The organism is Chengkuizengella marina, assembly GCF_009910845.1.
Lineage (GTDB): Bacteria > Bacillota > Bacilli > Paenibacillales > KCTC-33759 > Chengkuizengella > Chengkuizengella marina.
The window spans coordinates 90,419-115,218 of record NZ_SIJB01000023.1 but is presented as its reverse complement, the minus strand read 5'-3'; the positions used below and the strand labels follow the sequence as shown (position 1 = coordinate 115,218).

The following is a 24,800-nucleotide window of genomic DNA, read 5'->3' as shown; positions in this document are numbered from 1 at the left end:
CTCCCTCCACTTAATATTTAGTTTTTTTGTTCCAGGGTCCCCGGAAAGTACTAGGTACTCACTCCTTTGATTCTTCATCACTTTTTGGGGTATAAAAAAAACACTTCCTACAGAAGTGCAGAAAAGTGCAAATAAACATCTTAAAATTTATTCACTTTCCCTATCCTCGTAGGTACACTTGTGATACAAAAAAAGGCAGGTCTCCTGACTCATGGATCAAACGTAATTCAACTGAAATTCAGTTTGTATAAACCTTCCCATTTAAAAACAGTGGTTTATACTATACTCCCCAATTACAGTGGCGGGACCGTGACGGATTCAAACCGTCTTCCCTTTTAAGAAACGTATTAACGTTTCACCTTTTTTTACAATATTCACTTGTTAAACAACCTATTATTGATTATAATCCAAGTTCTGGATTTGTTCCATTATTATTTATAAAAAATGTTAAAAGGACCATGCGCTAATTACTTAAACATGTACTTTCCGAAAATATCGATAGACTTTATTTAGCTTTACGGCTTGTTTCCCATTTGGACTTTCCATATTACCAAATTCAAAAAATTTCACTTTTTTGATCCCTACAAAATTCAGCAAAGCTTTTTTCATTAAAACTTTATGAGTATTATTTAAGAAAATCAACGGGTAATTAGCAGGTCCCTTCATCGTTGAAACACAGACCGCAGATTTTCCTTTCAATAGTCCTTGCGGAATAAAGCCACCATCTTTATAGGCAAAATTTGCTGCAAACAATTGATCTATATAACCTAAAAGCATAGCAGGAGGTCTTCCCCACCAGATTGGATATACAAAAACAATTTGATCTGCCCAAACAATTTGTTCTCTGTACTTTTTCAAGTTTGGATCAAGATGCATATCCCTTCTTCGTTTCTCTTCATTAAATACAAGCAATGGATTAAATCTTTCTTGGTATAAATCTAATACCTGAACTTCCTTAATATTTGAGTTTTCAACTATTCCCTCAAGCACTTTTTGTAAAAATGCATAGGATAAACTGTTGTGATTTGGATGTGTAAAAATGACTAATGTTTTCAAATTAAGCTCACCTCATTTAGTTGTCTTTTGATAATTAAAATATATATCAAAAAAATTTTGTTGTCAAATGATAATTGTATTTTGATATATATTTTGATATTGTAAATCCATGAGGTGAGAACGATGGACAATAAAACTCTTTTTAATAAACTGATCACATTTACAAGCTCTGTACTTCGAGTGACGAACGACCTCACTAAAGACGTTAGACCTGACATCATTACACAAGTCCAATATGAGATTCTAGATTTTATCGCTGTGGCAAAGCAGCCAATTACGCTTAGTGAAATTAGCGATTGTATACGCATTTCAATGCCAAATGCGAGTCGAGAGATCCGAAAGTTAGGTGAGCTTCATTTAGTTGAAAAAAAATCTGATGTTGAAGATCGAAGAAAACAGTTCATTTACCTTACTAAAGATGGGGAAACAATGATGAAAAAAGTTTATCAACAGATAGAGTTTAATTTTAAAAATCGAATGGAAAATGCTTCTGCAGAGGATTTAAAAGAGATTGAACGTGCTGTAGACATACTTCAAACCAAATTGTATTTTTGAGTAATTAAATTAAGAAATTATATTTAACTACTCTCTTTTTGAAAGGCAATTTCCAAATTGACCCCTAAATGGATCAATGCTTATAATAAATATAAGATTAAACTAAATGTGTTTATGAGGAGGCTCCTAAGGATGCAAGATATTCGTTGGAAGCAGCGCTTTGATAACTATCGAAAAGCAGTAATACAACTTACAGAATTTATTGATAAAGGAACATTGAACAAATTTGAAGTACAAGGACTAGTACAATGTTTCGAATATACTTTCGAACTTGGTTGGAAGACAATCAAAGATTATCTAGAACTTGAAGGGTTTGATGTAAAAACTCCTCGTAAAGCCATTCAAACTGCCTTCCAATCTCAGTTAATTACAGATGGTCATACTTGGATCGATATGTTGGATAAGAGGAATTTAATGGCCCACACATACAATGAAAAATATGCAGATGAAGCAGAACGATTAATTAAAGAAAAATACTACAACGCTTTAATAGAATTAGAAAAGAAACTTGAGGAAGAACTATGAAATATGGACTTGTCGAACTAGACTTAGAAACGATTGTAAATACAATTTCTACTTTTGAAGAAATTGAAAAAGCTATCCTATTTGGTTCTCGTGCAAAAGGAAACCATAAACCAGGTTCAGATATTGATATTGCTATCTATGGTAAAAAAATGGATATACACATCGTAACCAAACTTCATACTTTATTGGAAGAACAAAGTCATATGCCATATTTTTTTGATGTAATTGATGGTACTCATCTTAACCACAATGACCTTAAAGATCACATAAATAGAGTTGGTAAAGTAATATATTCAAAATGATTTAGGAGGTTTATAAAATGCATGATATATGACTAATATGAATCGTTTGAACTTATAGACAAAGAGCACCACCTTTAAATATGAGTATCTAATTAGATATTTATCATTTAAAGGAGTGTTAAATCGTTGGACAATCATAAGAATAAAAATCTATCTTATTTATTACTTTCTATTTTTATAGTTAGTATTTCAATTTCTTTTTTCCAAGTTACATATAAAAACTATATTGTTGAAGACTTCTTTGTTACAACCTTTCAATTTGCAATCATCGATGCAATAAAAGAAATCCCAGGATTAATCGCTATATCATTCATTTTAATCGCCATCAGATTTAGAGAACGAAATGTACTCATCTTCTCCATTTTTTTAATAGGATTAGGGTTACTATTATATTCTTTAGCCTCTGGTTTCTGGGGATTAATAATATACACATTCATTTTTAGTACGGGTACGCACCTGTTTTTTATTTATAGAGATTATCTGATCACAGATTTAACGACAGAAGTTAATCGATCCACAATCTTTGGATATGTTGCAAGTTTGGGTGCCGGCGCTGGTTTATTGGGAATGTTATTGGTTTGGATATTAAATCAAAAATTTGAGACAAATGTTATTCTCTTTATTGGACTTCCTATCGCTTTGATTTCTATTGTTTTTTTCAAAAAATTAAATATGAACAAAAATAAGAGAACAAGAAACAACAATCTGTATTTGAGAAAGGTATATTTTCCTTATTATCTTCTAACCACTTTATCAGCTACACGTGAGATGATATTTATTACTTTTGCTACTCTTTTGCTCATTATTAAATTTGAAACATCCCTTTCAACCATGGTACTGTTATATAGTTTACACGGTATCATAGCCGTATTCACTCGACCGTATATTGGAAAAGTGATAAAGAAGATAGGGATTGGTCATGCTCTATCTCTAAATTACATCATTGTAACCTTCATATTTCTAGGTTATGCTTACATTGAACATATTTGGTTTATATACATTTTGTTTGTATTAGATGATGTTTTTGTAGGTTTTGACGATATCGGTATTTCTACTTATGTTGGGAAATTAGTCCCTAGAGAAGAATTAAGTACGACTCTAGCAGTCGGAAGTACCTTATCACATGTGATCGCTGTAACGATTCCTATAGTAGGGTCCTTTATTTGGTTGGTACTAGGAAGTACTTTACCATTTTTATTAGGGTGTCTAGTCACTATGTTTGCTGCTATCGCTTCTTTTAGAATGAATACACTAAATAAAATCTATTAATTTTTAATAAAGAGGTATTGAAAATCATATTCACTTAATTATAGTATGAACAAATAACTAAAGATCATTTTGAAGTTCCTGTTATGATTATTCATAAAGAATCTGCAAAAGGCAACCTTACTTCTAAGGTTGTCTTTTTTCTGGGCGCTTTTTATAAATTAGTTTGCACCAGAACCTACAATAGCCTTCACAATCTACGTTTAGCAGTTTCTAATCTAATTCCTGATTGCGCTTACACATTCTTGTATAGTAAAATATGGCATAGATTTGAAAAGTTTAGAAAGGAGGATGGCATGGGCACAACTAGAGATTACTGGGAGCAGGAGTTAGCTGACATACCATCACATTTTGAATTAATCATAGATAGTAAAAAGAGCCTCAATAATTGGGTTTCAATCGTATCGTCTAAATCAAGAATTTTAGAGGAAAAAGAGAAATTAATATACAATTATTGTGATAAATTAGATTTAAACATTAATGAAGTCTTCTTGTCAGCTTATTATATACTATTATATCGAATGTCAGATGAAAAAGACATCGTAGTAGGAGTAAATGGGAAAAGCAATTTATTACCCGTAAGAATAAAGATCAATAGTAACCTTAATTTCCATCAATTTATAATCGGAGTAGCTAGTAAACTAAAACAAGTCAAAGATAGTGAGAGTATATACTCAGTTAAACACTTGCGGGATTTTAATATACACTCTTCATTTAATGTAGATGAGACTATGTTTTGCACCAAAATGGATTGGTCTGTTTCAATTGGTAAATATATTATGGTAAATATGAATTACAATGAAAGTTTTGTAAATAGTAGATCTATGTACAAACTAGTTAGGCATTATGAAAAATTATTAGTAGAATTGTTAAGTCATCCTACTACTGCAATTGGAGATATAGAAATCTTACTAGAAGAGGATAAGCAGACATACGAGGAAATGAATAATACGGAAACAGATATAGACAATTTCAAGACCATTATTGATATGTTTAATCATACTGTGAGAAATTATCCACTCGACATAGCCCTTTCTGCAGATGGTATCCAATACTCGTATAGAGAATTAGATATACAAATAAATAAAGTAGCTAATACTCTCATTAAGCGAAGTATTCGAAAGGGAGATTTTGTCTCTATTTTGATGGGAAGAAGTGTTGAGACCGTAATCAGTCTCATGGCAGTCATGAGGATCGGAGCGATTTATGTTCCTTTAGACCCAAAACATCCTAAAGACAGAAATCTATATATCATATCAGACTCTAACTCTAATTATGTGATTACAACTTATGAATACGCCACTTTAGTTAGGAATATGTTTAAGAACGGTACGCAACAGGTACTGTATTATGAAGACTGCGCCAACACTAATCCTACAGCCATTGAATACATAGGAAACCCGAATGATGTAGCCTATGTGATCTATACATCTGGTTCTACAGGTAAACCGAAAGGTACGTTGATTAGACACAAGGGATTAATGAACCTTTGTCCATCTATTAGAGATACTTTTGATATAACATCATCGGATATACTTTTACAATTTGCAAGTTTTAGCTTTGATGCTTCCATATATGAAATGTTTGGTGCATTCTACTGCGGAGCACATTTGCATTTAATAAACGATGAGGAACGTATATCTATTGAGGCATTTGCTAATATCGTAGATAGAATGAGTATTACCTGTATTCCTTTAATACCTACTATTTTCTTTAACCAACTAGCTACCCATCTATCTGATTCTGGTGTAGCCAAATTTAAATCAGTTCGCACTATTAGTACTGGGGGAGAAGCATTAACTAGCGAAATAGCGAAATCATTTATGAATAAATTCGGTCCAGATATAAGGATCGTAAATCTGTATGGACCAACAGAATGTACAGCAGTAACTTCCTCTTTTGAAGTTAGAAAGGATACTATTAGGGGGTTATCAATAGTTCCAATAGGTAGACCATATAAGAATTACGAGATGTATATTGTTAATGAACATAGTCAGCCCTGCCCATTATACGTTCCTGGGGAAATTTTAATTAAATCTGTGGGTGTGGCAAATGGTTACCTAAATCAACCTGAAAAAACAAAAGAGGCATTTATAATTGATCCTTTTGATCCCTTGTCCGATAAACGATTTTATAGAACCGGGGATATTGGCCGGTTGCTTCCTGGAGGTAATATCGAGTATATATCTAGGAAGGATTCACAAATCAAAATTAGAGGTTTTAGAGTAGAAATAGGAGAAATAGAAGATAGTATATCTAGACATGAAAAGGTACAAGATATAGCTGTGATCGCCAAGTCCAATGGGAACAAAGGAAAAATATTGGTAGCCTATTATACTACTACAAATAAAATACCTATATTGGTTTCCAAATTAAAGGAATTCTTGTCTAATTCAATTCCGCAGTATATGATTCCTCATCATATTTGTTATCTAGAAGAAATACCCATATCGCCAACTGGAAAAATAGATAGGAAGGTATTAAATTCGATCGATTTTCATGATTATTTAGAAGATAATAAAGATATGGTTGCTCCAACCACAAACATTGAAAAGAAGGTATGGGGTGCTTGGAGAAATATTCTCGATATTGAAGATATTAGTATCACGGATCATTTTTTCGAAATAGGTGGAGATTCACTTTCTATTATGCAGATCTTAGTCATATTGAAACCTGATTATCCTAACATCAAGATAAGTGACTTTTATCAATATCCTACTATACAAAAATTATCAAAAAGAATAGAAGAGACTAGAAACGGGGAAATTCAACTAGATCAATATGATAAGGAAATAAGGCATTTGAAACCCTATCCAGAAACATTACGAGGGGAAAATATATCTCTAGAGGGAGTAACAACTCAAGATATCTTACTCACAGGAGCCACTGGTTATTTAGGCTCACATATACTGTACAATTTCCTAAAAAATACTAGAGCTAGATTATACTGCTTGTTAAGGGATGGAGATAAGGGTCGTTTGATCTCAGTATTGAATTCATACTTCGATGATATAACTAATCATGATATACAGAGAATTCAAATCATAAAGGGAGACCTATCTAAGCCCCAATTAGCACTAAATGAAATAGAATATGCTGATTTGCAGAAGATAATAAATAACGTGGTACATTGTGGTGCAGAAGTAAAACATCATGGGGATCGTGAGCATTTCAATAAAGCAAATGTAATGAGCACTGTCATGCTGTTAGATTTAATACAATTATCACCAAATATTCAATTTCATTATATCTCTACTTTAGGTATTCCTGAAGATCTAGCTTTGAGTGGTAGATATAAACTATTCCCATATGATCCTGCAATAGCACTAGAGAATGTCTACACAAATAGCAAATTACAATCAGAGTTACAAGTGAATATGCGAAGCAATAACATACCAAGTGCGATTTACCGTATGGGCAATTTGGTGGGTAACTCAATAAATGGGAAATTCCAGTTGAATATCAATAATAATGCATTTTATAGGATGTTAAAGGCAATGATGTTATTAAGTAAAGCACCAAAAGCCAAATGGTATGTTGATCTCACGCCCATAGATTATGCCAGTAAATATATTGTTAAATCTATAGAGAAGGGCGTATCAATTAATAAACTGCTCCACGTCTGCAATCCTATACAAATCACTTATAATCAGATGGTAGAATACTTAGTAGATTACGGTTACAATATTCAATTATTGGATAGAGAAGAGTATTCTAGATGGTTATTTAATGGAGAAGAAAAAGATCAACAAGGGCTTCAACTTGCTATGGCTCAATTAGAAGGTGATGGAGCAAAAGATTCTAATTATAAATTTATTAGCAGTGAGAGTAATATCGATTGTCACGAGCCAAATAGGGAGTTTTTCTACAAATTGATCGATTATGCAGTGTCAATAGGTTATTTTCCTAAAGTAAAAAAGAGTAAAAATGATGATAGGGCGTTAAATTTGAACACGTAGTAATATTTAGATATGATAAAACACCATAATGAAAGCAGCCAAGCTTTCTTGAAAAAGTCCTTGGCTGCTTGGTTTTGCCCTCGCACTAATAAATTGGTTCAATCCATATTTTACATTTCGTGTGAAGATTTAAATCTCTTTCTTTCACTTTTCATTTCGTTTTTAAAAGCTTCTTTATACTCTTTATATTCTTTTGATGAAACGATTTTACTTTTGCCCATTTCAGTTAAAGCTGAGCTTGAGTTAGGGCCAGATACTAAAAGAGAACCGTCTGGTTGAGCATAAGCTGCCAAGATATAGTACTTGCCAACTTGTAATAATTCATCATTTTCATACAATACAATGGATTCTTTATCCTGACTTATGCCTCCTGCTTTTAAGATGTCAAATTTCTTATTATTCTTTAACTTACCTTTTATATTATCAACAACTTGAATAGCGTATTTAGTATATGGATCACTAACTTCCTTAGGCCCATTCTCTGTCTCAATAGTTACTGGATGTTTGTATAAAGTTTCAACTTCGTCCGTAACTTCAGCAACAAATACATAATCAGCATCACCTACAATTTGAGTTAAATCGTTAACGTCTATACTAAAAGAACCTGTTAATTTAGTTACTGGTAAATCATTTATACTGGCTTCATTTGAGCTATAACATGCGCTTAAAATTAACGTTGGTATAAGTAGTAAAACGAATAAAATCTTTCTCATAAATCATTACACTTCCTTTCATATTTTAATATGTTAAGTAAGCATCATCATATGATCTCTTATCAGTAGAAGACAATTTTGTAATAGAAACTTTTCCTTGTCTCATAATATCTCTTTTACCAAAAGTATGAGCTAGACCTAAAGCGTGACCAAACTCATGTGTAGTCGTTTTGAGTCTTTCACCATTCGACATGTCAGTGTAATGATAATCATTAAATCTAATAATGCCATTAGAGCTAGTACTTGCAATTGTAGAACTAACTTGATTATAATCAGTTAAAAATACATCTTCTCTTTCTGAAGCCGTGTCAGGTCTAATAATTCCAGATTTATAACTTTCCCATAAATTCATAGCATCATTTATACTTGAAATATATTTACTATCGCTATTCCAATCTAAGTGTTTATTGTTATCAACCAAATCCCATCCTAAAAGTGCAGCTTGACTAGAAGTAGTAAATGATAAAGATAATAGAAGTGCAATGACGATAATGCCTGTCGTTTTCATCAACCTTTTTAATCTTACCATAACAAAATTTCCCTTCCTTCTAATTTAGATTTTAATTCTAAAAACAAATCACTTTTGATTTGGTAATTTATCAACCCTCCCATCTCTATTAAAATTTTAAAAAATGAAAGTCTGTAATTACATATTTACTTATTATAAATTTTACCATAAATTACTTTATAATGGATATATGTATTTATTAACTTATGAATATAAATCAATAGTTTAGCGTAAACATACATTTATGAACAAGCTAAACTTCTTAATCCAATATGAATGATAAAGATTTTTTTGAAAATAGTTGTGAAATACTGATGTCTTCTCTTTTATTGAAATATAAAAATAATTAAGATATCTAAAAATAATCTAAAATAGTTTAATTTTCTGGACTATTTTTGTGATTTAACCGCAATTTCCCCACATCAATCTGTAGATTAATCCTTCCCAGTTTTTTGGTTATTCTGTACGATAAATGTATAATGAAAACGCCAATAAGAAAATGAAAGGATGATATTTTATGTCAAAAACACATCAATCCATACGTGCTCCAAGAGGCAATCAGTTAAATACTAAAGGTTGGATTCAAGAAGCTGCACTTCGAATGTTAATGAATAATCTAGATCCTGAAGTCGCTGAAAAACCTGAAGAACTTGTAGTATACGGGGGTATAGGTAAAGCAGCGAGAAATTGGGAAAGTTATCATAAAATTGTTGAAACTTTACAAAAACTCGAAAACGATGAAACACTATTAGTTCAATCAGGAAAACCAGTAGCGGTATTCAAATCACATGAAAATGCACCTCGTGTATTAATCGCAAATTCCAACCTTGTACCCGCTTGGGCAAACTGGGAACATTTTCGAGAGCTCGATCAAAAAGGATTAATGATGTACGGACAAATGACAGCGGGAAGCTGGATTTATATTGGGACTCAAGGCATTTTACAAGGGACGTATGAAACGTTTGCAGAGGCTGCTAAACAACACTTCCAAAATTCATTAAAAGGCACTATTACAGTAACAGCTGGTTTAGGAGGTATGGGGGGTGCGCAGCCATTAGCAGTAACTATGAATGATGGTGTTGTCATAGCGATTGAAGTAGACAAAACTAGAATCCAACGTCGTATAGAAACAAAATATTGCGATGTCATGGTAGAGTCGTTAGACGAAGCAGTTGAACTAGCATTAGATGCAAAACAAAAAAAGAAACCTTTATCCATTGGTCTATTAGGCAACGCATCTGAGATCTTACCAGAAATGTTAGAACAGGGGTTCATCCCTGATTTAGTGACTGATCAAACATCATCTCACGATCCTTTAAACGGGTACTTACCAGAAGGAATGTCGCTTGAACAAGGAGAGAAACTTCGTCAAGAAGATCCTAATCATTATATCAAACTAGCTAAGTCTAGTATTAAAAAACACGTAGAAGCGATGGTACAACTACAAGAAAAAGGTGCTATCGTATTTGATTATGGCAACAATATTCGTCAAGTTGCATATGACGAAGGATTCGAAAATGCTTTTGCCTTTCCAGGGTTTGTACCTGCATTTATTCGTCCACAGTTTTGTGAAGGTAAAGGTCCTTTCCGTTGGGCTGCATTATCTGGTGATCCAGAAGATATTTATAAGCTTGATGAAGTGATTTTAAAAGAATTTAAAGAAAACGAACATTTATGTAAATGGATCAAAATGGCTCGAGAAAAAGTCGCCTTCCAAGGACTTCCTTCTCGCATTTGCTGGTTTGGTTATGGGGAAAGAGCAAAATTTGGAAAAATTATAAATGACATGGTTGCATCTGGTGAATTATCTGCACCTATCGTGATCGGTAGAGATCATTTGGATTGCGGTTCTGTTGCTTCACCTAATCGTGAAACGGAAGACATGAAAGACGGAAGTGATGCTGTCGCAGATTGGCCCATTTTAAATGCAATGATTAATGGTGTAAATGGAGCCAGCTGGGTATCTGTTCATCATGGCGGTGGTGTAGGCATGGGTTATTCTATTCATGCAGGTATGGTTATTGTGGCGGACGGAACGAAAGAAGCTGAGGCGAGATTAGAACGTGTACTTACCTCAGATCCTGGAATGGGGATTGCTAGACATGCAGACGCTGGTTATGACTTAGCCATCAAAACAGCAAAGGAAAAAGATGTTCATCTACCTATGTTACAAAAAGAGGAGTGAAAACCATTGATCAACAATGCAGATTTATTGCTCACAAATATTGGGCAATTATTAACGATGGATGATGGATTGAATAGAGCAAAAAGAGGGGAGGAAATGAACAAACTCCCCCTCATTGAAAATGGGGCTATTGCCATTACAGATGGAGAAATCTCCTTTATTGGAAGTAGTGACGAAGCCAAATCTATTTTAGCTAAAGAAGTGATCAACTGTGATGGAAAGTTAGTCACTCCTGGTTTAGTGGATCCACATACTCATCTCGTATTTGGCGGTTCACGTGAACATGAAATTTCATTAAAACAACAAGGGGTTTCCTATTTAGATATTTTAAAGCAAGGTGGAGGGATATTATCTACGGTAAGAGAAACCCGTAATGCCTCTGAGCAATCCCTTATAGATAAAGGGCTATTTCACCTAGATAGATTATTTTCCTACGGGATTACAACATTAGAAGCAAAAAGTGGTTACGGCTTAGATAAAGAAACAGAGTTAAAACAATTAAAAGTAATCAAAGAACTGCATAAACAACATGATATGGACCTTGTCCCAACCTTTTTAGGTGCACATGCAATTCCAGAGGAATACAAACAAAATCCTGATGCATTCTTACTAGAAATGTTGAATTTATTGCCGTTAATCAAAGAACAGCAATTAGCTGAATTTGTTGATATTTTTTGTGAAACAGGCGTATTTACAGTAGAACAATCAAAACAATTTTTACTAAAAGCGAAGGATGCAGGCTTTCAAGTCAAAATCCATGCTGATGAAATAGATCCGCTTGGAGGTACGGAAATGGCCGTAGAAGTAGATGCCATCTCTGCTGAGCATTTAGTTGGAGCCTCTGATTATGGAATTGAAAAATTAGCTGCATCAAACACTATTGCTGTATTACTTCCAGGTACAACATTCTATTTAGGAAAAGAACAATTTGCACGCGCAAGGGATATGATTGATCAAGGAGGAGCTGTAACGATATCAACGGATTTCAATCCAGGTAGTTCTCCAACTGAAAACATTCAATTCATTATGAACCTTGCCATGTTAAAGCTAAAAATGACACCAGAAGAAATATGGAATGCAGTTACAACAAACGCCGCTTATGCGATTAACCGAGGAAACAAAGCAGGAAAACTTATAGTTGGACGTCAAGCAGATATTGTGCTTTGGGACGCAACAAATTATCATTATGTTCCATATCATTATGGTGTAAACCATGTCCAACGTGTATTTAAAAATGGAAAAATGGTATACGAAAGAAGGAATTTGTGTGACTGAACAATTTGAATATTTAAAAAAAGCAGGGAGCTCAAAATTTACGGATCGTCACATTAAAAAAGCAGCGGATTTATTAGAGCATTGGAATGGAAAACAAATTGAAGGGGCAGCACTCATTGGTGCTCCTCTTTCTAAACCGTCCATTAGTCATTCAGGTGCCTCTTTTACCCCCAATGTGATTCGCAATTTATTACAGTCTTACACAACCTATGCAATTGATGAAAATATTAATTTAAACAACACCATTGTGGATTGTGGGGATATTTATATGCATGTTACTGATCTTATCCAATCTCAAAACAGAATTAAAAAAACAATGGAAGAGTTGTGCACAACAAATCCACAAATGATACCGATTTTGCTAGGCGGAGATCATTCCGTTAGTTATCCAAGTATTGAAGGGTTTTCAAAAGTGAAAGGCAAAGTGGGAATCATTCAATTTGATGCACATCATGATTTAAGAAATCTTAAGGATGGTGGACCGTCGAATGGAACTCCATTTCGAAGTTTAATTGAATCAGGTGTAATCAAGGGAGACCAGTTAGTTCAAATAGGTATTCGTAATTTCTCTAATAGTCAGGTGTATCGTGAGTATGCAGAAAAACAAGGGGTCACCATATACACGATGAAGGATGTTCGAAACCAATCCATTCAAGCGATTATCAATGACAGTATTGAACAATTGAAAAATAAAGTAGATATCATATACATTTCTGTGGATATGGATGTATTAGATCAAACTTTTGCTCCAGGTTGTCCAGCCATTGGACCAGGAGGCATGGACAGCTATACCCTGCTAGAAGCCATTCAATTGCTTGGTGAAGAAAATCTTGTTCAAGGTATGGATATCGTTGAAATTGATCCTACTTTAGATTTTCGAGATATGACTAGTCGTGTTGCTGTACATGTCATTCTTTCTTTTTTACTAAGTAAATCCAACAAAAATAAAAAACACATAAATCAATTCACAAAGTAAACACTACTTAAAAGTAGTTAAAAACCTAACTTATAAAAATAAATTTGACACCATCATAATCAAACTCATACAATAATAATAGTGAATAGTCATTAGAGAAAAAAATCAATAAACTGAAAGTTGAGATAAGATGTCTTTACAATCAGACCATCGAATTGGTAAACATGCTATGCTACTGCTACTCTCAGAGGATGAATGCAACATGCCTGATTGTTGGAAAAGCTGCAAAGGAAAAGTAGGAACAATGGACTCACAAAAAATTATTGCAGCTATAGAAACTGCCGCGAAAAACAATGGCATCGTTGATGGTGATATTTATCGAGAAACACATGCTTTATATCATGCAATTATTGAAGCTTTACATGGGATCACTCGAGGTCAATTATCAATCGGATCAGTGCTCAGAACTGTAGGATTACGGTTTTCCATCGTTAGAGGAAACCCTTATGAAAAACAACAAGAGGGAGAATGGATTGCTGTAGCATTATATGGTACTATAGGGGCTCCGATTAAGGGACTCGAGCATGAAACAATGGGATTAGGAATTAATCATATCTAATTTACCCACAAAAGTGAAGTAAAACTTCGAAAGATAATTCCTAATACTTTTGCGGGGCCCGGAACATAATAAAACCCCAAAAAGTGAAGCATGTATAAAAATACAATCGTTTGCCCATAGATGTGTACAGTGATTAGGGGGCTATATTTTTGAAATCAGATTGATTTCATGATATAGCCCTTTTTTCATTCTCCTTTACTTGAGTAAAGCGAAATGAAAAAAACCTGAGATCTAAAATAGTGAGGAGGAGATCGTTTTGATTACACTAACAGGAAATTCATTAACAATCAAAGAAATGAAAAAAGTTTTATATACAAATGATAAAGTAATGGCTTCAGATAAAAGTATGGAAAAGGTAAAAGAAAGTCGTAAAGCAGTAGAAAAGATCGTGAAAGAAGAAAGAGTTGTTTATGGAATTACTACTGGATTTGGTAAATTTAGTGATGTCCTTATCCAAAAAGAGGATGTTGAAAAACTACAGCTAAATTTAATTCGTTCTCACGCATGTGGTGTAGGTGAACCTTTTCCAGAAAAAGTGAGTCGAATGATGATTTTATTACGTGCAAACGCCTTATTAAAAGGATTTTCTGGTGTTCGTCCAGTTGTCATTGAGAGATTGATACAACTCGTTAATGCACAGATTCATCCTGTCATTCCTCAGCAAGGTTCATTGGGAGCAAGTGGTGACCTAGCCCCACTTTCACACCTCGCGCTTGCATTGGTTGGAGAAGGTGAGGTCTTTTATAATGGAAAACAAATGGAAGCCTTGAGTGCATTAAACTATGAAAATATTGCCCCCATCACATTATCAGCAAAAGAAGGTTTAGCTCTTATAAATGGTACACAAGCGATGACCGCCATGGGTATACTTGCCTATATAGAAGCTGAAGATTTAGCTCTACAGGCTGATCAAATCGCTGCATTAACCTTTGAAGCTTTGCAAGGTGTCATAGATGCCATGGATGAAGATATACATGTTGCACGTGGTTATAACGAACAAGTTGAAGTGGCAAAACGTATTAGAAAATACCTAACAGGTAGTCAATTAGTTACTAAACAAGGTGAGTTGCGGGTACAAGATGCTTACTCACTTCGCTGCATTCCACAAGTTCATGGTGCAACTTGGCAAACCCTAAACTATGTAAAAGAAAAACTTGAGATTGAAATGAATGCAGTAACCGATAATCCACTTATTTTTGACGATGGAGAAAAGGTTCTATCAGGAGGTAATTTCCACGGGCAACCGATTGCATTTGCCATGGACTTTTTAGGGATTGCCATGGCTGAAATTGCAAACATCTCAGAAAGAAGAATTGAACGTCTTGTCAATCCACAATTAAATGATTTGCCTCCATTTTTAAGCCCTGAACCTGGACTGCAATCTGGAGCGATGATCATGCAATATTGTGCAGCTTCACTTGTCTCTGAAAACAAAACCCTTGCACATCCGGCAAGTGTGGATTCTATTCCATCTTCAGCGAATCAAGAAGATCATGTTAGTATGGGAACCATTGGATCAAGACATGCATATCAAATTATTCAAAATGTAAGGAAAGTCATGGCTATCGAAGCTATTTGTGCTATGCAAGCTTGTGAGTTAAGAGGAAAACAAAAGATGGCTAACTATACGCGTTCCATTTTAGAAAAAGGAAGAAAAATGACTCCTCCAATCTTGCAAGACAGAGCATTTTCAAAAGATATTGAAGAAGTAGCTAAGTGGTTAGCTAATGATATGAATACTATTATCGATCAAGATGACAATAAATCTGATCCTAAATTAAAAATAAATGCACTAAACTTATCTTAGATAGTACTTTTAAAGCAAATCATAAATAATCTCAACAAAATTTTTTATCTTGTTCCTCATAGGGCTGTTCATACAGCCCTTAAAATCTGTTCAGTATTGAATCTCCTCTAACCTTACTTAAAGTAGAGACTTCCTGAAGATACTGTCTAACATTTTGCACAAGGAGTTTAATGCGCTATACTCCTTGTTCGTTATATAAAATGTAACTTTTTTGTAACCCTTTATATATGTATAAAATGTATAATTTTTTATATACAGAAAATGATTACTCAGTTAAAGAGATAATATATTCTTAGAAAATTTGAATTTATGAATATAAAACCATTGCATGGGAAATTATATTTTTGTAAGGAAAAGTCAAAAAGGTCACCTTTCGGTGACCTAAAATTCACATCATGAGTCCGATTTCTATCCTTCGAAAAATCAGGCCCATGCCGTGATCATGCAATTAATATTTGTATTATTTTTTATTTACCAATGAACATTTGAGTCCAATAATTACCTTGTTCCACATAGCCAACACCAATATGAGTATAGCTAGAATTCATAATATTATCACGATGACCTTTACTATTCATCCAAGCAGTTACTACTTCTTGTGGTGTTTTTTGACCATAAGCGATGTTTTCTCCTGCAGATCTGTAAGATACTCCAAAGCTTTTCATCATATCAAATGGTGAACCATAAGTTGGGCTGTTATGATCAAAGTATCTATTAGATTGCATGTCGGCAGACTTAATACGTGCAACTTCACTTAACTTCTCATCCACTTTTAATGCAGGCAATCCTTCTTTAGCACGTTCTGCATTTGTTAAATCTACTACTTCTTGTTCATACGCACTTAACTTAGAAGATTCTTCTTTAGTAGGTTCCTTCTCAGTTGTTGATTCATTGTTGCTAGGCGGTGGTGTTGGTTTTGCCGGTTGCGCTGGTGTTGGATTGTTTGGTTTAGAAACAACTTGTGGCTTTTTTACAACCTTAGTATTTTTTCCTAGGTCAATCTGTTCTAACAATTTATTGATATCAATTTGATATTGACTACCTACTTGAGCAAGTAAGCTCTCTACCATTTTATTGATATCTTCTTGATTGAACTGATAACTCACCTTATAAGTTTTAACTTGAACCTGACTAGCATCTGCAGAATTGATTCCTAATGAAGAAACAAATAGTGCTGTTGCAGCTGCAATAGATAGAAACATTCCTTTTTTCATGATGATAAATTCCCCCTGGTTTTGGTTTGTTTTTTTCTCTTGCACCTATACTATAACATAGGTTTTTGAGGGTATTAGAGGAGGAATCTTCCATCATCGAAATTAGTCAGTTATACTATATTCTATATATTCTTAGCAAACGTTAATATATCAATGGTTAGCAAGCTATCAAATTATTATCTAATGCAAGCGATTTCCAACCAAAATCATATAATATATGAAACTATTGGTAGAAATTCAGGGTTGACATACTTAAATATAAAGAAAATCTTAATTTTTTTTTAATATTTTATTAAAGTTATTTTAATGTTATTTTAATGTTTTAACATGATTTTTTGAATAAATAAACCAATAAATAATATAGAGATAACTAATAGAAAACAGAAAGCATTACTTCAATATCATACTTGGTTTAGATTAAGATATACTATTTACTAATCCACCATTTTTCTTCCTCTATCAACCAATTAGGGTCGAAAATCATATTCTTGCTATCTTCGACCAATCTTATCGTTTCATCATACTTCATTACTTCTTCTTTTATTGATTGAAATGATTTCCCTTGCGTATTAATTCCAAATTGTCCTGCTCTATAACCAATGAGATCTTGACCTTCACTATATATTGGATAATTAAACACTTCTCTCCATACTTCTAGAAAAGTCTTTTCTGTTGTGTCAATATTATGTTGATGTATTTCTTTATATAAATCTTCCCATGGATCGAAATAGACAACAGAATAGAACTTTTTAGCCGCTTTCATCAACTCTTTTTTCTCTCCCGTTGGATTCTCTACAACAAATAGCATTTCAATTAGATGTGCTAATGAATATTTCTTATAAATATCTAAAGCCACTTCCACAGAACGATTTGTTTCTTTATCGGTTAAGATAAGCCTGCCTTCGTTTGAATCTTTAAATAAAATATGATTCACTATAGGATGACCAAATGTAAAGTCCTTATACTGTATTTGATTGAACTCAGCTTGAGATTTTGCTTTCTTCATAAAACCTTGTTTATTAGATCCATAGGAAGCTAATACGATATTACTATTCGTTACGCTGTTATGTTGTTGATCCTGAATAGTGTAACTCTCATTGTTTGTAGTAATTTGCGGCTTAGTCAGCTCAATTGCAAAAATACGTTCCAAATCACCTGTTATTTTTATAATAAAGAGGCACCCTATTATTAAAAGTGTTGCAACCATTAGTATCATTATATATTTATTGGTTTTCATCATTTGACACTCCCTTTCATATTTTCCTTCTACTATTTAGAAACCGCAACATTCACTAATATGACATTCAATAAAAATTTTTATTAAATTGGTGAAAGCAAGCTCTATCTAAGATCAAAATTAATTTATAAAACAAAACTAAAGAAATTTAAATTCTTAAGAAAGTAAAGAAACTGAAGAAAAATATTGCATTTTTTCTCCAGTCTCATGGTAGCTATTTTATTTTCGCTTGTTATTTCTTCAAAAATGGTTCTTCAATGAACCTGTCAGTTCCTTTTACTTTGGTGTTATTTGAATGAGTAACATGAAACAAAGCCCTATCTGAGCTCTCAGAGAGAGGTTGTCACTTTTAATAGAGGTAGTTTTTATTGAAACAGTGAAACTTATAAATTCTTAAGTTATAAAAAAGAAGCTGCCAGAAAGTCAGCTTTCGCTTACTTCCTAGACAGCCCTTTTCACAAAATCGATAATTTATGGACGATCTGCATAGTATTCCTCTTCTGTTTGCCCAGTTTCTTCCATATGTTTCTTCCTCAATTCTTCCTGTACCATATCAGTTACTTCATCACTTGTTTTGCCTTCAATGTCCATTCCCATCTCAATTGCCTTTTCCATGCTATAATTTATAGTTGAAATACTGCCAATATCATGTCCTTTAGTATCTACACCTAATTCTTTTGCTTTGGATAATGTTTTATCTCCCTCTATTAAAATTAGATCAAAAAACATATTTAATATTTGAGTAGAAACTTTATCTACATTTGCAAACCACCCATCTTGAGCAGGTATACGTATACTTGGATTCTCATACATTTCATAAACCATTGTTTTAATCTCTTCATCCGTTTTATCTGTTAAATCAATACCAGCTTCTTGATATGCTTTTGCATCAAGTTGATAAGCTAATTTCAATTGTTCTATACTTTCTTCAATTGAATTTTGAATAAAAACTTCCCTCTCTTGATCTACCTTAGCTTTTACCTCTTCATCGCTTAGATCTGAGATATCCATTCCCATCGTTTCTGCTTCATATTTTAATTGAGTCAATTCGTGCATCGGTCTAATCTCTTCTAAAATCTCCTTGTTTGTTTTCCCTTCTGGATTCACTCCTGCCATAAGTGCATCAACTTCTAAAATAGATGCATTAGGATCAGTAGAGTGAACACCCATGCCTTTGTACTGTTTTATAATTTCTCTGAACTCATCATAAGTTACCATATCTCCATTAACATCATAGGACTCTCCATCTTTAAATTGAATGATGATATTTCCTGCTATGTCATGAATCACTTTTCTATCTAAATCAAAAGTTATTCCATATTGTTTAAAAGTATCTAGTGGGACATCTACCTTTTTAACTTGTTCTTGTCCTATAACTCCTACTTCTGGTGGTTGAATGGGTTCATTTGAAGTATTTGCATAGGAAAATGCTCCCCCTATGATTAATGCTGATAATGCTGTTGCTGCTACGATTTTTTTACCTTTCATATCTTCTTTCTCTCCTTTTGTTTTTTCTGTTTTTTGTATGTTCACCTTATAGAAACCAATCGATCATTTTTTGTGACACCACATAAAAAAACTTTTTTAAAAAGTCCAGTTCAATTTATTTTTGAATAAGAAAAAATCTCCTATGAGAGATGCCTAGAAGATTTATTCATTACAAGTATCAGGTCAACTTCTCAAGCGAGACAACCATATCATAACTGATTCTCTTATGAATGATAAGTGGAAATATAAGTAACACAACCCACAAAAGTGAAGCTAAGCTTCGTAGTATTGATCAAGATGGAAAGTAATGCTTGCTTATAATATTAAAATGACTAGGGAGATTTTAAGTCCCTAGTCATTTTGAAAAACAATTCATCGTTCTAATTTCTAATTTTTATTCTTTTGTTTGGTACACTAAATCTGATATTTCAGAAATAATCAAACCATTAATATCAAGACCTAGTTCTTTTGCTTCAGTTAACATATTATCCGCATGTAAAACATCATATCCAAAAAACATTGCAGCAACCTTTTGGGCTGGTGTAGTTACATTCATTTGATCTTCTAAATCATCTTGATTAAAGTATGGTATATCTATACTCCCATTCATAAGAAGTTCATACATTTCTATTTTTATTTGTTCATCTGTTTTATTTGTTAAATCTAACCCTATATTTTGGTAAATTTCGGGATCAAGTTGGTAAGCTTCTTTCAAGTTTTTAATCCCATTTTGAATCGTTTCACTCACAGCACCTTCTAATTTCACACTAAAATCATTCCTTAACTCTGACTCGGTTTCTCCTTCTATCTCCATACCAATGCGTTCAGCTTCAAATTTAATCAATGAGATCATTTTGTCTTTTTCAACAGCCTTACAAATCTCTGCTTCAGATTTACCATTGATATCTATCCCTCTAATCAGCGCATCGTCATACAATGTAAAGTCATTCTCATTGTATGGAATATCGATACCACTATAACTTGCAATAATTTGTTTATATTCTTCTACAGTGATTGGATTATCATACGCATCATAAATTTGGTCTTCTTTAAAATAAACAACAAGATTACCTGCTACATCTCGTATCACCTTTGATTCCATATCATACTCAAGAGTATAATCCAATAAATTCTCTTGTATATATGAGAAAAAGCCTTTTGCTCCTGAATTAATTTGAGGAATAGCTAACACACTTGTTGCTATAACAATGAAAGAAGCAACCATCACCCATTTTTTATAAAAAGTCATCGATTTTCTTTTCTTATTCGCAACATTCTTTTCTATAGGAACAATCTTCTCCTGTTTTTTTATTTGTGATTGCTCAGCTAATTTCTCTTCAAAATGTTTCCATGCTACTTCAATATCTTCTTTTTCAAATTTAATTTGAGGTGAGTTCTTCTCGATATTGTCCTTCATCCATTCATTAAAAGAATGTAGTTCTTCTAATTCATGCTTACATCGATTACAAGTGCTTAAATGTAATTCAAATTGTTTACGTTGAACGCCATTTAATTCGTTGTCTAAATAGGACTGTAAAAATTGCTCGTTGTAACACTTCATAATTCTCCCCCCCTTGCCTGCTCATATAAATCACTAAACTTATTTCTTGCTCTTGAGAGCAGCTTCCCTACAGAAGTCTGGGTAATTCCTAGAGTATGAGCAACCTCTTTATAGCTAAAACCAGAGTATTTCATTAATAATAAATTTCTCTCTCGATCATCCATCGTTTCAAGAATAGCTTGTACATTGGAGACTTCATCCTTATGCAGAAATTGATCTTCAGAGGAAGCAATTGATTCCTGTATACTCGTTGATTCTTTTTTGATTCGTTCCGATTCCCTCTTCTCCGAGCGAATATGATTGTATGATGCATAGGTTGCTGATTTTCTTAACCATGCAGATATGTTTTCTATCTCGTTCCATTTGGTATTATATAGTTGCATAAACACATCCTGAGCAAGGTCCTCAGCGATTGCTCTATCACATAAAATTTGATTAATTTTATTTACAACCAGAGAATAGTTAGCTTTAAAAATTTGCTTAAACTGTTGTTCCTTTGTCACTACTCCCACCTTTTCTATAGTTGAATTAAAAATCAATTAATAATTATTCCTTTCAATAAAGGATCTCCTGGACTATAACTATTTAATCAGTCATCATAAAGAAACCGTCATAAAATGATTTGTGACAATAAATTAAAAAGAAACTATTTCCAATAAACAATTTACCTGATGTAACACCAGAACAAAGGGGATTTGCTGAAGACGTGTTATTTGTAAACGAACAATTCCCGGCAGGTTATAGAGCATTGATTAAAAAAAGATGTATAAAAGGAAAGAAAACACGTTATAAACTTAAAAGAGATCACAAAATTATAATAAATAAAAATTTAAAAGGTTGTGTACATGCAAAAGTAAAAAAATACTGAGATAAAAAATGAACCAAAAAGCGGAGACTATTATAGTCTCCGCTTTTACTTATCTTCACTCACATCCATTTTTTAATAATACATTAATGCTCATCTTCAAACTCTTCTCCTTTAGATCCACTCTCAGGAAGTGTATCCCAGAAGGAAGTATCCACAGTTTCAATGGAGCCATCTACAAATGATTCAAGTACCGCTTTCATTGCCGTCACACCTTGTTGAATGAGATACCCATTACTTTTTTGACCTAAAACATATGGTTCATAATAATGATCTGCCATCCCTCTCATTTCAAAGAGTAGTGTTGCAATCCCATATTCCAAAGCAAGACCATTACGGCTGATGGTAGGTGCGGTTCCCCCACGATACTTAGATAATAAACCATATCCTTTTGCATCAACTGCATTATACACAATGGCTCCTAATTGCTTAGAACGTTCTCTCACATCAGGATCTACCCCTTCATTCGTAGGATAAAGAATGGAGCCAGATACATATTCATCTGTATCCCCTAGTGTTGTTTGTGTACCTTGATGATGGAAATCAATCATATAGTCTGGTTCGTACTTTTGAATCACATTTTCGTGAAGCGCTTTGGTCTCAGGTTGATTACGATTTACATGATCTCGATTTAAGTCAAATCCATCTGCGTTATATCGTGTATGTGTTCCTGATACGTAATCCTCTAATGAAAAATTCACATCTCCTTCTGCACCATCCACATTTAAGCGTGGGGCAATTAAAACGTTTATATTCTCTAGAATTTCTTTTACTCCCTTACTGTTATTTGTTAAATATTTAATGATTTCAAGTGCCGATTCTGTTGTAAGTGCTTCATTTCCATGCTGTTGTGTCAGGAATAGAACTGTTGGATTATCTTCATCCTCTCCAAACTTAGCTAAATATAAATCCCTTCCTTTTATGGATTGTCCGTATACTTCAAGGGTCATCTCATCAGACCTTTTCTCCACTTTTTCAAGGAAATTTACCATTTCATCATAAGAGTGAAGACGTTCATTTTTGATTGTTTCATTTCCATTATAATTAGGACCTTCTCCTACTGCTTGTGCTAATTGACCTGTTCCAAAAAATGAACCTATTAATACTAAACATAACATCAAAATCATACTATTCTTTATCATTACAATCCCTCCTAAAATATGAGCTTTGTTGTTTGCTAAATCTAGTTGGAATAATTAACCTAATTCTATGAAGGTAGATCACTTTCCTTTTAATTAATAGAAATTCTACTAAATTTTATTATATTTTATGAAAATTAGATATTTGATGATTGGGACGAAAGAATTAAGAATAATGTATACTTTCTTCTTAATTAATAAACTCTATGTATATAGGAGGGAATCTTATATGGAAAATGTAAAAAAAACTATTATACTATTCTATTGCTTATTACTCTTTATGAGTATTGTTAATGTACCTACATTTGCAGAAGAAGGTGCATTAACAAGTACATTTATGGAGATTAATCTTGATCATACTGCGCTCGTAATTACTGATCCACAAAATGACTTTCTAAGTCATGATGGTGTTGCCTGGGATTTAGTCAAAGAAAGTGTCAAAGCAAATCATACCATTGAAAACATGGAGAAACTACTGAAGAGTGCAAAACAAAATAACATCCAAACTTTTATTTCACCACATTATTATTTTCCTTATGATCAAAACTGGATCTTTGAAGGACCAGTAGAAAAATTAATGCATGATACAAAGATGTATTTACGAAAAGGACCTTTATCGATGGAAGGATTCATTGGTTCAGGTGCAGATTTCCTTGATCAATTTAAACCGTACATAAATAATGAAAAGTCTATCATTGTAAGTCCTCATAAAATCTATGGTCCTGAATCGAATGATTTAGTTTTACAATTAAGAAAACATGGCATATCTAAGGTAATATTAGCAGGAATGTCAGCGAACCTGTGTGTTGAGTCACATCTACGTGAGCTTATTGAAAACGGATTTGAAGTAGCCGTCGTTTACGATGCTACAGCAGGGGCTACTATAGATGGAATGGATGGTTACCAATCGGCTTTAGTTAACTATAAAATGATAGCGAATGATGTGTGGAGTACTGATGAAACTCTAGAAAAAATAAAAAAGATAAAGTAATCAGATCATTAATTACGTTAGTTTTTTATTAATATTATGAAATATATATCCTAGATATAGGATAACAAATGAAAAGAATAAAACTGTAAAACCAGTTTTTCCGATTGTAAAAAAACTTGAGCTTTTGATTGTAAATGCATTCACATCTGGATACCTCAATAACATATAAGCAACGAACACATTTTCAAGATAATCAAAAACCGCTGCAATTAAGGGAATAATTAGAGCTATACTCATTTTTTTATGAATTCGGGTCATACATACGATTAAAAACGCACCTGAACACCCTAGTAATCCTGGGAAAATTAAATCTAGAGGAATTTGTTGTAGCAAATATATGCTTCTTCCCTCTTCATCTAAAGCCTCTAATAATTTCATTGCGTAGTCAACATCATATCCAAAAAGCATAAGATCAAATATTTTCATTCCATCTGCTATTTTTGAAACTTTTGGAATGGTCACCTTGAGCATGATAAAATAAATCACTAGTGATGCGGTGAGAAGTAGAATCACTTTTGACCATGATGCGTATTTTATAAACCAATGAATCAGACTTACTTTTTTTTTATCCACGTTTAGCCCCCTTTTTATTAACTTGTGATAACATATAACTTTATTG

Annotated in this window: 21 protein-coding genes and 1 riboswitch; of the genes, 11 read left to right on the top strand and 10 right to left on the bottom strand. The window is 33.2% G+C overall.

Going from position 1 to position 24,800, the window contains the following annotated elements:
- Positions 1 to 177 precede the first annotated feature (177 nt).
- Positions 178 to 378: riboswitch (cobalamin riboswitch) on the bottom strand.
- 93 nt (positions 379 to 471) lie between these two features.
- Positions 472 to 1,056 carry an NAD(P)H-dependent oxidoreductase gene (locus ERL59_RS10045; RefSeq protein ID WP_160646075.1) on the bottom strand — a complete coding sequence of 195 codons (585 nt, stop codon included), beginning with the start codon at positions 1,054 to 1,056 and terminating at the stop codon, positions 472 to 474.
- Between the two features lie 123 nt (positions 1,057 to 1,179).
- Here ERL59_RS10045 and ERL59_RS10040 point away from each other — a divergent pair, with 123 nt between their 5' ends.
- The 5 genes from ERL59_RS10040 (at position 1,180) to ERL59_RS10020 (ending at position 7,663) form a co-directional block, all read left to right on the top strand.
- A complete protein-coding gene (locus tag ERL59_RS10040) occupies positions 1,180 to 1,611 on the top strand; it encodes a MarR family winged helix-turn-helix transcriptional regulator (RefSeq protein ID WP_160646074.1) in 432 nt (143 codons plus the stop codon).
- 132 nt (positions 1,612 to 1,743) lie between these two features.
- Positions 1,744 to 2,136: a nucleotidyltransferase substrate binding protein gene (locus ERL59_RS10035; RefSeq protein ID WP_160646073.1), complete on the top strand. Its 393-nt coding sequence runs from the start codon at positions 1,744 to 1,746 to the stop codon at positions 2,134 to 2,136.
- Positions 2,133 to 2,438, top strand: coding sequence for a nucleotidyltransferase domain-containing protein (locus ERL59_RS10030; protein ID WP_160646072.1), 306 nt, complete (start codon positions 2,133 to 2,135; stop codon positions 2,436 to 2,438). The genes ERL59_RS10035 and ERL59_RS10030 overlap by 4 nt, the downstream gene beginning before the upstream one ends.
- Positions 2,439 to 2,564: 126 nt before the next feature.
- The gene (locus tag ERL59_RS10025) at positions 2,565 to 3,707 is read left to right on the top strand and encodes an MFS transporter (protein ID WP_160646071.1); all 1,143 of its coding nucleotides are present in this window, start codon (positions 2,565 to 2,567) and stop codon (positions 3,705 to 3,707) included.
- Positions 3,708 to 3,790: 83 nt separating this feature from the next.
- The gene (locus ERL59_RS10020) at positions 3,791 to 7,663 is read left to right on the top strand and encodes an amino acid adenylation domain-containing protein (protein WP_328699931.1); all 3,873 of its coding nucleotides are present in this window, start codon (positions 3,791 to 3,793) and stop codon (positions 7,661 to 7,663) included.
- A 110-nt stretch (positions 7,664 to 7,773) separates the two neighbouring features.
- On the opposite strand, the gene ERL59_RS10015 is transcribed toward ERL59_RS10020, so the two are convergent.
- Together ERL59_RS10015 and ERL59_RS10010 are read right to left on the bottom strand one after the other, a co-directional pair.
- Positions 7,774 to 8,376, bottom strand: a complete 603-nt coding sequence (locus tag ERL59_RS10015) for a hypothetical protein (protein WP_160646069.1) — start codon at positions 8,374 to 8,376, stop codon at positions 7,774 to 7,776.
- Between the two features lie 25 nt (positions 8,377 to 8,401).
- Positions 8,402 to 8,905, bottom strand: coding sequence for a matrixin family metalloprotease (locus ERL59_RS10010; RefSeq protein ID WP_160646068.1), 504 nt, complete (start codon positions 8,903 to 8,905; stop codon positions 8,402 to 8,404).
- A 496-nt stretch (positions 8,906 to 9,401) separates the two neighbouring features.
- Here ERL59_RS10010 and hutU point away from each other — a divergent pair, with 496 nt between their 5' ends.
- The 5 genes from hutU to hutH all read left to right on the top strand — a co-directional run bounded on the left by hutU (position 9,402) and on the right by hutH (position 15,686).
- The gene (hutU, locus tag ERL59_RS10005) at positions 9,402 to 11,069 is read left to right on the top strand and encodes a urocanate hydratase (protein WP_160646067.1); all 1,668 of its coding nucleotides are present in this window, start codon (positions 9,402 to 9,404) and stop codon (positions 11,067 to 11,069) included.
- A 57-nt stretch (positions 11,070 to 11,126) separates the two neighbouring features.
- Positions 11,127 to 12,344 carry an imidazolonepropionase gene (gene hutI / locus ERL59_RS10000; RefSeq protein WP_235929855.1) on the top strand — a complete coding sequence of 406 codons (1,218 nt, stop codon included), beginning with the start codon at positions 11,127 to 11,129 and terminating at the stop codon, positions 12,342 to 12,344.
- Positions 12,337 to 13,320 (top strand): formimidoylglutamase, encoded by a 984-nt coding sequence (hutG, locus tag ERL59_RS09995; RefSeq protein WP_328699930.1) that lies wholly within the window; start codon positions 12,337 to 12,339, stop codon positions 13,318 to 13,320. Before hutI ends, hutG begins: the two co-directional genes overlap by 8 nt.
- 130 nt (positions 13,321 to 13,450) lie before the next feature.
- Entirely contained in the window at positions 13,451 to 13,879 is a 429-nt protein-coding gene (hutP, locus tag ERL59_RS09990; RefSeq protein WP_160646064.1) for a hut operon transcriptional regulator HutP, read from the top strand.
- Positions 13,880 to 14,135: 256 nt separating this feature from the next.
- Positions 14,136 to 15,686, top strand: coding sequence for a histidine ammonia-lyase (gene hutH, locus ERL59_RS09985; RefSeq protein ID WP_160646063.1), 1,551 nt, complete (start codon positions 14,136 to 14,138; stop codon positions 15,684 to 15,686).
- Positions 15,687 to 16,153: 467 nt separating this feature from the next.
- Here hutH and ERL59_RS09980 read toward each other — a convergent pair whose 3' ends face one another.
- From ERL59_RS09980 to ERL59_RS09955, 6 genes are all read right to left on the bottom strand, one after another.
- Entirely contained in the window at positions 16,154 to 16,900 is a 747-nt protein-coding gene (locus ERL59_RS09980) for a CAP domain-containing protein (protein ID WP_160646062.1), read from the bottom strand.
- Between the two features lie 427 nt (positions 16,901 to 17,327).
- Complete coding sequence (locus ERL59_RS09975) at positions 17,328 to 18,137, bottom strand: hypothetical protein (RefSeq protein WP_160646061.1); 810 nt, start codon at positions 18,135 to 18,137, stop codon at positions 17,328 to 17,330.
- Between the two features lie 471 nt (positions 18,138 to 18,608).
- Positions 18,609 to 19,625 (bottom strand): hypothetical protein, encoded by a 1,017-nt coding sequence (locus tag ERL59_RS09970; protein ID WP_160646060.1) that lies wholly within the window; start codon positions 19,623 to 19,625, stop codon positions 18,609 to 18,611.
- A 394-nt stretch (positions 19,626 to 20,019) separates the two neighbouring features.
- Complete coding sequence (locus ERL59_RS09965) at positions 20,020 to 21,186, bottom strand: anti-sigma factor family protein (RefSeq protein WP_160646059.1); 1,167 nt, start codon at positions 21,184 to 21,186, stop codon at positions 20,020 to 20,022.
- The gene (locus ERL59_RS09960; protein ID WP_328699929.1) at positions 21,183 to 21,689 is read right to left on the bottom strand and encodes a sigma-70 family RNA polymerase sigma factor; all 507 of its coding nucleotides are present in this window, start codon (positions 21,687 to 21,689) and stop codon (positions 21,183 to 21,185) included. The genes ERL59_RS09965 and ERL59_RS09960 overlap by 4 nt, the downstream gene beginning before the upstream one ends.
- Positions 21,690 to 22,137: 448 nt before the next feature.
- Complete coding sequence (locus ERL59_RS09955; RefSeq protein WP_160646057.1) at positions 22,138 to 23,193, bottom strand: M14 family metallopeptidase; 1,056 nt, start codon at positions 23,191 to 23,193, stop codon at positions 22,138 to 22,140.
- A 226-nt stretch (positions 23,194 to 23,419) separates the two neighbouring features.
- On the opposite strand from ERL59_RS09955, the gene ERL59_RS09950 reads away from it, so the two are divergent.
- The gene (locus tag ERL59_RS09950; RefSeq protein WP_235929849.1) at positions 23,420 to 24,181 is read left to right on the top strand and encodes a cysteine hydrolase; all 762 of its coding nucleotides are present in this window, start codon (positions 23,420 to 23,422) and stop codon (positions 24,179 to 24,181) included.
- Positions 24,182 to 24,193: 12 nt separating this feature from the next.
- Here the strand turns inward: ERL59_RS09950 and ERL59_RS09945 are convergent, their stop codons facing one another.
- A complete protein-coding gene (locus ERL59_RS09945) occupies positions 24,194 to 24,754 on the bottom strand; it encodes a hypothetical protein (protein ID WP_160646056.1) in 561 nt (186 codons plus the stop codon).
- Between the last annotated feature and the right edge of the window lie 46 nt (positions 24,755 to 24,800).

Coding starts and splice junctions, on each gene's coding strand:
- ERL59_RS10040 (WP_160646074.1), top strand. CDS start 1,180: ATGGACAATAAAACTCTTTTTAATAAACTGATCACATTTACAAGCTCT.
- ERL59_RS10035 (WP_160646073.1), top strand. CDS start 1,744: ATGCAAGATATTCGTTGGAAGCAGCGCTTTGATAACTATCGAAAAGCA.
- ERL59_RS10030 (WP_160646072.1), top strand. CDS start 2,133: ATGAAATATGGACTTGTCGAACTAGACTTAGAAACGATTGTAAATACA.
- ERL59_RS10020 (WP_328699931.1), top strand. CDS start 3,791: ATGATTATTCATAAAGAATCTGCAAAAGGCAACCTTACTTCTAAGGTT.
- ERL59_RS10015 (WP_160646069.1), bottom strand. CDS start 8,376: ATGAGAAAGATTTTATTCGTTTTACTACTTATACCAACGTTAATTTTA.
- ERL59_RS10010 (WP_160646068.1), bottom strand. CDS start 8,905: ATGGTAAGATTAAAAAGGTTGATGAAAACGACAGGCATTATCGTCATT.
- hutU (WP_160646067.1), top strand. CDS start 9,402: ATGTCAAAAACACATCAATCCATACGTGCTCCAAGAGGCAATCAGTTA.
- hutI (WP_235929855.1), top strand. CDS start 11,127: ATGGATGATGGATTGAATAGAGCAAAAAGAGGGGAGGAAATGAACAAA.
- hutP (WP_160646064.1), top strand. CDS start 13,451: ATGTCTTTACAATCAGACCATCGAATTGGTAAACATGCTATGCTACTG.
- ERL59_RS09980 (WP_160646062.1), bottom strand. CDS start 16,900: ATGAAAAAAGGAATGTTTCTATCTATTGCAGCTGCAACAGCACTATTT.
- ERL59_RS09975 (WP_160646061.1), bottom strand. CDS start 18,137: ATGAAAACCAATAAATATATAATGATACTAATGGTTGCAACACTTTTA.
- ERL59_RS09970 (WP_160646060.1), bottom strand. CDS start 19,625: ATGAAAGGTAAAAAAATCGTAGCAGCAACAGCATTATCAGCATTAATC.
- ERL59_RS09965 (WP_160646059.1), bottom strand. CDS start 21,186: ATGAAGTGTTACAACGAGCAATTTTTACAGTCCTATTTAGACAACGAA.
- ERL59_RS09955 (WP_160646057.1), bottom strand. CDS start 23,193: ATGATAAAGAATAGTATGATTTTGATGTTATGTTTAGTATTAATAGGT.
- ERL59_RS09950 (WP_235929849.1), top strand. CDS start 23,420: ATGGAAAATGTAAAAAAAACTATTATACTATTCTATTGCTTATTACTC.